The following is a 349-nucleotide window of genomic DNA, read 5'->3' as shown; positions in this document are numbered from 1 at the left end:
TGCTGCTGGGCTTCATCCTCGGGCCGATGATGGAAGAGAACCTGCGCCGGGCGCTCTTGCTGTCGCGCGGGGCGTGGAGCGTGTTCGTCACGCGGCCGCTGTCGGCGGGGCTCCTGATCGCCGCGGCGCTGCTGCTGGGCATCGTGCTGCTGCCGGCGATCAAGGCCAAGCGCGAGGAAGCCTTCGTGGAAGATTGAGTTCGCCCCGAGGCTTCGCGCACTTCGTGTCGCTGCGCCAACCCCCTCCGGGGGCAACACCTGCGGCCCGGCGAAGCCGGTTCCGCGGAGACCAGATTCGCCCCCAGGCTGCGCGCACTTCGTGTCGCTGCGCCAACCCCCTTCCGGGGGCA

At 70.5% G+C, this 349-nt stretch carries 1 pseudogene; it reads left to right on the top strand.

Annotated features, from left to right (window positions below):
* Nucleotides 1-197 (top strand): annotated as a pseudogene (locus ACTJLF_RS34805) (tripartite tricarboxylate transporter permease); the annotation flags it as partial.
* Between the last annotated feature and the right edge of the window lie 152 nt (nt 198-349).

Source organism: Variovorax sp. 22077 (genome assembly GCF_052044195.1).
GTDB lineage: Bacteria > Pseudomonadota > Gammaproteobacteria > Burkholderiales > Burkholderiaceae_C > Variovorax > Variovorax atrisoli.
Note: the sequence above shows the minus strand (reverse complement) of the source record. Positions and strands in the feature narration are given on the sequence as shown.